Source organism: Phreatobacter sp. AB_2022a (assembly GCF_026847585.1).
Taxonomy (GTDB): Bacteria; Pseudomonadota; Alphaproteobacteria; order Rhizobiales; family Phreatobacteraceae; genus Phreatobacter.
In genome coordinates, this window is record NZ_JAPSET010000007.1 from 161460 (window position 1) to 168651 (window position 7192).

Here is a 7192-nt window from a genome sequence, read left to right on the forward strand (position 1 = left end):
CCCCGCTGTCCCACCCCCTTACCTGCCCGGTCAGCAGGAGTGAGAGGAGTTTTTGAAAATGCCTGTTCTGACATTCCCCGATGGGGCGAAACGCTCCTACGACGCCGGCCTGTCCGGCCTCGACGTCGCCAAGTCCATCGCCCCCTCGCTCGCCAAGCGCGCCCTGGCGGTCAAGCTCGACGGCGTCGTGACCGACCTGTCCGACCCGATCGCGCGCGATGCCCGCATCGAATTCGTTACCCGCGAGAGCGAGGAGGCTCTCGAGCTGATCCGGCACGATGCGGCCCATGTGATGGCCGAGGCCGTGCAGAAGCTCTGGCCGGGCACCCAGGTGACCATCGGCCCGGTGATCGAGAACGGTTTCTATTACGACTTCTTCCGCAACGAGCCGTTCACGCCGGAGGATTTCGCCGCGATCGAAGCCGAGATGCGCAAGATCATCGCGGCCAACAAGCCCTTCACCAAGCGCATCGTCTCGCGCGACGAGGCCGTCGCGATCTTCCGCGACAAGGGCGAGAAGTTCAAAGTCGAGCTGGTCGAGGCGATCCCCGCCGACCAGGAGATCAAGCTCTACGACCAGGGCGGCTGGTTCGACCTCTGCCGCGGCCCGCACATGGTCTCCACAGGCCAGATCGGCAATTCCTTCAAGCTGATGAAGGTGGCCGGCGCCTACTGGCGGGGCGATGCCAAGAACCCGATGCTCACCCGCATCTACGCCACCGCCTGGCGGAACGACGAGGAGCTGAAGGCCTATACCCACATGCTGGAGGAGGCCGAGAAGCGGGACCACCGCCGGCTTGGCCGCGAAATGGACCTGTTCCATTTCCAGGAGGAGGGGCCGGGCGTCGTGTTCTGGCACGCCAAGGGCTGGACCATGTTCCAGACCCTGGTCGCCTATATGCGCCGCCGCCTCGCCGAGACCGACTATCAGGAGGTCAACGCCCCCCAGCTCCTCGACAAGTCGCTGTGGGAGACGTCCGGCCACTGGGAATGGTACCGCGAGAACATGTTCGCGGCGCAGTCGGCCGGTGACGAGGCCGAGGACAAGCGCTGGTTCGCGGTGAAGCCGATGAACTGTCCGGGTCACGTCCAGATCTTCAAGCATGGCTTGAAGAGCTACCGCGATCTGCCGATGAAGCTTGCGGAATTCGGCATCGTGCACCGCTACGAACCATCAGGCGCACTGCACGGCCTGCTGCGCGTGCGCGGCTTCACGCAGGACGATGCCCACGTCTTCTGCACCGACGAGCAGATGGCGGAAGAGTGCATGCGGATCAACGATCTGATCCTCTCGACCTATGCCGATTTCGGCTTCGAGGAGATCGTGGTGAAGCTGTCGACCCGTCCGGAGAAGCGGGTGGGCACCGATGCCATGTGGGATCGCGCCGAGGCCGTCATGGGCGAGGTGCTCGAAACCATCGCGCGCCAGTCGGGCAACCGGATCAAGACCGCGATCAATCCGGGCGAGGGGGCCTTCTACGGGCCGAAGTTCGAATATGTGCTGCGCGACGCCATCGGCCGCGACTGGCAGTGCGGCACGACCCAGGTCGACTTCAACCTGCCGGAGCGTTTCGGCGCCTTCTATATCGGCGCCGACGGCGAAAAGACCACGCCGGTCATGATCCACCGGGCCATCTGCGGCTCGATGGAACGGTTCCTCGGCATCCTCATCGAGAACTATGCCGGCCATTTCCCGTTCTGGTTCGCGCCGAAGCAGGTCGTGGTCTGCCCGATCACCTCGGAGGCCGACGACTATGGCCGGCAGGTGCTGGCCGCCTGCCGCAAGGCCGGCCTCAAGGCCGATGCCGACCTGCGCAACGAGAAGATCTCCTACAAGGTCCGCGAGCACTCGCTGGCCAAGGTCCCGGTGATCCTGGCGGTCGGCAAGAAGGAGGCCGCGGAGCGGACCGTCTCGGTTCGCCGTCTCGGCTCGCAGGCCCAGGAGACGATGGGGCTCGACCAGCTCGTCGCCCAGCTCGCCGAAGAGGCGGTGCCGCCCGACGTCAGGCGCGCTCGCGCGGCCTGACGGCGCCAGTCGTCGCAAGAGCATTTGAGAGGGCCGGCGGTCGATCCGCCGGCTTTTTCCGTATTCGGGTCTGCTGCATCTCGGTTCGCCGTGGTTCGAGGCTCGCCTGCGGCTCGCACCTCACCATGAGGAGTGGAGAGCATGGCATCTGTGGCGGTCTCAGATGCGCTCACGACGTGCGGCTTCATGAGCATCCGCGGCGCAGTACACCACATGCCTCATGGTGAGGTGCGAGCCGCAGGCGAGCCTCGAACCACGGCACGCCGACATGCCGGGCGCACGACGTTCGATCTAGCGCGCGACCACCTGCAGTTCGAGGTCCTTGCCGGCCTCGACCTGGAACTTGCGGTTGAACACCCGGCCCTCGTGGCGGGCGATCGCGAGATATTCGCCCTCCTGCAGCACCATGGACGGGAATGCGCCGATCGATTCCTTGATCACGTCGCCGCCCGGCGTCAGCACCGTCCAGGCGGCGTTGCCGATCGGCTCGCCGCCCTCGCGGTCGCGCACGAGGCGCAGGCTGACATTGGCGGCGCGGTGATGGACCACGGCATCGGTCACCTGGCCGGCCCGGATGCGCACGTCCGCGCGGATCGTCGCATTGGCATCGCCATAGACGGAGACGATGTGATAGGTGCCCTCGGTCAGGGCAATGAGGTCGCCCGCCGGTGCCTGGCGCATGACGAGGCGCGGCTCGCCGCCGTCGAACAGGCCGCCGGCGAAAATGTCGTAGGCCATGCGGGCGTTGGGAATGTCGCGCTCGCCGACCTTGCCGACCAGCTTCAGCGCGCCGGCATTGAGCACCACGGTCTGGCGGAACGGGCCGGTGCCGATCTCCACCCGCTGGGCCTGGGCCACGGTGCCGAACGCGGTGTGCACGATATAGGCGCCGGGCCTCAGGCCGAAGGTCGGCGCGGCATCGCGCGATTCGGCGATCAGCGCGAAGGCGCCGCTGGCCTCGGGCTTGTCAGCGAAGACGCGCCAATGCAGGCCACCGCGCACGAACTGGCCGTTCTGCTTGTAGCGGGCATCGAAATTGACCGGCGTGCGATCGGTGAATTGCGGCACGATGTTCGGCTGCGGCGGCGCGCCGGGCAGCTGCAGGGCCGGGTTGGTGCCGGCCTGCGGCGCAAACGGCATGGCGCCGTCAGGCAGGGTGAAGAAGGGCGTCGCAGCGCCGCCCGGAATATGCCGGCGCCGCCGCTGCGGCTCAGCGGCGAGCGGCAGCAGCTCGCCGGACGGCGCAGAGCCGGCCGCGGGCGCCGCGCCGGCTGCGGGAGCAGGAACGGGGGCCTGCGCCACGCTGGAGCCCGCTGGTGCGGCCACGGCCAGCGCGGCAGCAAGGCAGGTCGAGATCAGGCGCTGGCGAGTAAGACGCATCGGTCGAGATTTCCGGCGGCAGGCAGCGTTCCATTCGCCTGACATTATGGCCTTTTTGCTGCCTGCGGCGGGCGCTGGCAAGGGGCAAGGCCGGCGCGTCGCCTCGCCCGAAAGTGTGTGGCCAAGCCTATCCTCCGTCGGCAAGGCGGGCTAATGCAGGCGGCATCTCTTCGCGGGACATGCCCATGCCTCAATCCGACCTGCTCATCGAGCATCTGAAGACCCGCCGCTCCACGCCCTTTCCGCTGATGGCCGAGCCCGGCCCGGACCCGGCGACGCTCGACGCCATGCTGGCGATCGCGGCCCGGGTGCCAGACCACGGCAAGCTCGCGCCCTGGCGCTTCATCGTCATCGACCGGGCTGCCGGGGCGCGGCTCGGCGCCTTCCTCGCCGACCTCGTGCGTGCCGACGACCCGGCGGCCGACGCCAGGAAGCTGGAGATCGAGACCGCACGGTTCAGCCGGGCGCCGGTCTGCGTTGCCATCGTCTCGCGCGCGGGGCCTCATGTGAAGATCCCCGAATGGGAGCAGTTGCTGTCGGCCGGCGCGGTCGGGCTCAACCTGCTGCATGCTGCCGCGGCCTTCGGTTTCGGCGGCAACTGGGTCACCGAATGGCCGGCCTATGACCGGCGCGTCCAGGAGCGGCTGGGCCTGGCGACACATGAAAAGATCGCCGGTTTCGTCCATATCGGCACGCCGACCGCCAGGGCCGAGGACCGGGTGCGCCCCGACATGGCCGCCATCGTCACGCGTTTTGAGGGCTGATCGCCATGCACTACAGCGTCGCCGCCGCCGATCACGGCCTGCCTTACGATCCCTTCAAGGCCGTGGTCGCGCCCCGGCCGATCGGCTGGATCACGGCCGTGAACGGCGAGGGCCGGATCAACTGTTCGCCCTATTCCTTCTTCAACGCCATTTCCGACAAGCCGCACATGGTCGCCTTCGGCGGTGGACACATGAAGGATGCCCAGGTCTTCATCGAGGAAACCGGTGAATTCACCTGTTCGCTCGCAACCTTCGACCTGCGCGACCAGATGAACCTCACCTCGGCGCCGCTGCCGCGCGGCGAGGAGGAAATGGCCTTTGCCGGGCTGGAGCCGGCACCGTCGAAATTCGTCCGGCCGCCACGCGTCAAGGCATCGCCCGCGGCGATCGAGTGCAAGTACCTGCAGACCGTACCGCTCACCTCGCTCGAAGGCGTCAGCACCTATTCGCTGATCATCGGCCAGGTGGTCGGCGTCTATGTCGACGACGCCTTCATCCGCGACGGCAAGGTCGATACCGCCGCCATGCATCCGATCATGCGGGCCGGCTACGACCAGTATTTCCAGGTCGGGCCCGACCAGATGTTCCGCATGACCCGGCCCCCGGGCGGCGGCAATTTCGACGAGCGCAGGCGCTAGAACACGGACGCATGGGAGCGGGGCCCCGGCCCCGCTCGCGTCTTAGCGGCCGAGGCGGGCGATCAGCCTTTCGGCACGGGTCAGGTGCGGCCGGTCGAACATCTCGCCGTCGAGATTGACCACGCCCGCCGACGGATTGGCGGCGAAGGCCGCGATGACCCGGTGTGCCTCGGCCACCGCTTCCGCGCTCGGCGTGAACACCTCGTTGATCACCGCCACCTGCGCCGGATGGATCGCCATCTTGCCGGTGAAGCCGTCGCGCCGGGCCTCCTCGCACTCGCGCCGCAGGCCTTCGCTGTCCCTGAAGGCCGGGAACACCGTGTCGATCGGCTGCACGCCGGCGGCGACAGCGCCGAACAGGCAGAGCGAGCGGGCGATGCGGAAGGGCTCGGTATGGCGGCCATCGCTCGCCCGGTTGGTTTCCGAGCCGATGTCGGCGGACAGGTCCTCGGCGCCCCACGTCAGGCCCGACAGGCGCGGGCTGGCGCCCTGGTAGCTGCCCAGATTGAACACGGCCCTGGCCGTCTCGGTCGCCACCACGACGATCTTGACGTGCCCTTCGGGGATGCCGGCGAGCGCCTCCAGCGCATTGAGCTTGGCGTCGAGGTGGACGACGTCGGCGCCGCTTTCGGCCTTCGGCAGCATGATGGCGTCCGGCTTCGCCGCGACCACCGCCTGGAGGTCGTCGTCGGTCAGCCCGGTATCCAGCGCATTGACGCGCACCATCAGGAGCGGGCGGTCGGCCGACGGCACATGGGCCTCCAGGAAGGCGCGCGCCGTCGCGCGGGCGCCGGCCTTGTTGGCGGCGGCGACCGAATCCTCGAGGTCGAGAATCAGCGCGTCGGCGCCGGTTTCCAGGCCCTTGCCGAGCTTCTTTTCCGAATCGGCGGGGACGAACAGCATCGAGCGCATGGGATCAGGCCGGGCGTTTGAGCACGAGGGACTGGCGCAGGCACTCCGCCACCAGCTTGTCGTCCTGATTATAGGCCCGGTGGTGGAACTCGATCACCCCCATGGTCGGCCGCGACTTCGATTCGCGCTTGGCCGTCACCTCGCTCTCGCAATGGATCGTATCGTCCTCGAACAGCGGGTGCGGGAACTTGCAATCGGTCATGCCGAGATTGGCGAACAGGGTGCCGTTGGTCGTGTCGGGCACGGAAATGCCGATCATCAGGCCGAGCGTGAACAGCGAATTCATCAGCGGCTTGCCCCAGTCCGACGCGGCGGCGAACTGCCGGTCGACATGCAGCGGCTGCGGATTCATCGTCATGTTGGAGAACAGCATGTTGTCCATCTGCGTGACCGAGCGGGTCAGCCGATGCTTGATCACCTGTCCGACCGCGAAATCGTCGAAATAGATGCCGCCACGCGGGTGGCGTTGGGCGTCGGAGAGGGAAACGGTCGTGGTCATGGGGGGACAACCTGGGATCTGCGCCATCGCGGGCAATGCGATTAGGGATTCGTTTACCATAAAGCAGTCAGATCCCTTGCGGAGGTATCGCCTCCGGGGGGCCGCCATCATGTTTCTGTTCCGTTCACCGGCCGATCCGCAGACCCGCCCGAGCGGGGCGACGGAAGCGGGCATCGGCCGCGTCGTGCAGGCCATTCAATCGGCTGCGCGCGCCACCGGCGCCGGTTTCGACTATCTGCTGCGCACCGCCCATCGCGAATCGAGCCTGCAACCGGCGGCCCAGGCGCCGACCAGCAGCGCCCGCGGCCTCTACCAGTTCATCGATTCGACCTGGCTCACCATGGTGCGCGACGAGGGCCGCAAGCTCGGCCTCGAACGTTATGCCGCCCAGATCGGCACCAACAGCGCCGGCCAGCCGGTGGTCGCCGATCCGGCCGTGCGCCGCGAGATCCTGGCGCTGCGTGACGATCCGCAGATTTCGGCGCTGATGGCCGGCGCCTTCACCAATCGCAATGCACAGGACCTGCGCAGCGCTACCGGCCGCAATCCGACCGAGGGCGAGCTCTACATGGCCCATTTCCTCGGCTCCGGCGGCGCGGCGCGGCTGATCACCCTCAACCAGTCGAACCCGCAGGCCGTGGCGGCACGCGCCTTTCCGGACGCGGCGGGTGCCAATCGCAGCATCTTTTTCGAGAACGGCCGGCCGCGCACCGTCGCCGAGGTCTATGCGGCGCTCGCCTCGGGCGGGAACTCCGAGGCCCGGCCGGCGACCACGCTGGTCGCCGCCCAGGCCGCCGCCCAAGCGCCCGCCGCGCCGCCGGCAGCCGGCACCGATGCGGCCGAGCCGGACGGCGGCCGCGGCTCCTGGTCGGCCGTCCCGCGCATGAATGCCAATCCGTCGCGGCCGTTCCATTCGATGTTCTCGACCGGGGCAGGGCCGATCAATGCCTTCGTCGCGGCGACCTGGACCTCG

7 protein-coding genes are annotated in these 7192 nt (G+C 67.9%); 4 read left to right on the forward strand and 3 right to left on the reverse strand.

What is annotated here, in order from left to right:
* The first annotated feature begins 58 nt into the window (after window positions 1-58).
* On the forward strand, window positions 59-2026 hold the full coding sequence (gene thrS / locus OZ671_RS07670) for a threonine--tRNA ligase (protein WP_268860181.1): 1968 nt from the start codon (window positions 59-61) through the stop codon (window positions 2024-2026).
* A gap of 291 nt (window positions 2027-2317) precedes the next feature.
* Here the strand turns inward: thrS and OZ671_RS07675 are convergent, their stop codons facing one another.
* On the reverse strand, window positions 2318-3406 hold the full coding sequence (locus tag OZ671_RS07675) for a hypothetical protein (protein WP_268860182.1): 1089 nt from the start codon (window positions 3404-3406) through the stop codon (window positions 2318-2320).
* A gap of 185 nt (window positions 3407-3591) precedes the next feature.
* Here OZ671_RS07675 and OZ671_RS07680 point away from each other — a divergent pair, with 185 nt between their 5' ends.
* Together OZ671_RS07680 and OZ671_RS07685 are read left to right on the forward strand one after the other, a co-directional pair.
* Window positions 3592-4170, forward strand: a complete 579-nt coding sequence (locus tag OZ671_RS07680) for a nitroreductase family protein (protein ID WP_268860183.1) — start codon at window positions 3592-3594, stop codon at window positions 4168-4170.
* A 5-nt stretch (window positions 4171-4175) separates the two neighbouring features.
* A complete protein-coding gene (locus OZ671_RS07685) occupies window positions 4176-4808 on the forward strand; it encodes a flavin reductase family protein (protein ID WP_268860184.1) in 633 nt (210 codons plus the stop codon).
* 42 nt (window positions 4809-4850) lie between these two features.
* On the opposite strand, the gene OZ671_RS07690 is transcribed toward OZ671_RS07685, so the two are convergent.
* Window positions 4851-5720 carry an HpcH/HpaI aldolase/citrate lyase family protein gene (locus tag OZ671_RS07690; protein WP_268860185.1) on the reverse strand — a complete coding sequence of 290 codons (870 nt, stop codon included), beginning with the start codon at window positions 5718-5720 and terminating at the stop codon, window positions 4851-4853.
* Between the two features lie 4 nt (window positions 5721-5724).
* Window positions 5725-6219, reverse strand: a complete 495-nt coding sequence (locus OZ671_RS07695; protein ID WP_103168407.1) for a MaoC family dehydratase — start codon at window positions 6217-6219, stop codon at window positions 5725-5727.
* 109 nt (window positions 6220-6328) lie between these two features.
* Between OZ671_RS07695 and OZ671_RS07700 the strand changes: the two genes are divergently transcribed.
* Window positions 6329-7192 (forward strand): lytic transglycosylase domain-containing protein (locus OZ671_RS07700; protein WP_268860186.1); only part of this gene is annotated, 864 nt, incomplete at its 3' end.

Bases quoted from the DNA above. Each gene is read 5' to 3' on its own strand.
- thrS (WP_268860181.1), top strand. From the start codon at position 59: ATGCCTGTTCTGACATTCCCCGATGGGGCGAAACGCTCCTACGACGCC.
- OZ671_RS07675 (WP_268860182.1), bottom strand. From the start codon at position 3,406: ATGCGTCTTACTCGCCAGCGCCTGATCTCGACCTGCCTTGCTGCCGCG.
- OZ671_RS07680 (WP_268860183.1), top strand. From the start codon at position 3,592: ATGCCTCAATCCGACCTGCTCATCGAGCATCTGAAGACCCGCCGCTCC.
- OZ671_RS07685 (WP_268860184.1), top strand. From the start codon at position 4,176: ATGCACTACAGCGTCGCCGCCGCCGATCACGGCCTGCCTTACGATCCC.
- OZ671_RS07690 (WP_268860185.1), bottom strand. From the start codon at position 5,720: ATGCGCTCGATGCTGTTCGTCCCCGCCGATTCGGAAAAGAAGCTCGGC.
- OZ671_RS07695 (WP_103168407.1), bottom strand. From the start codon at position 6,219: ATGACCACGACCGTTTCCCTCTCCGACGCCCAACGCCACCCGCGTGGC.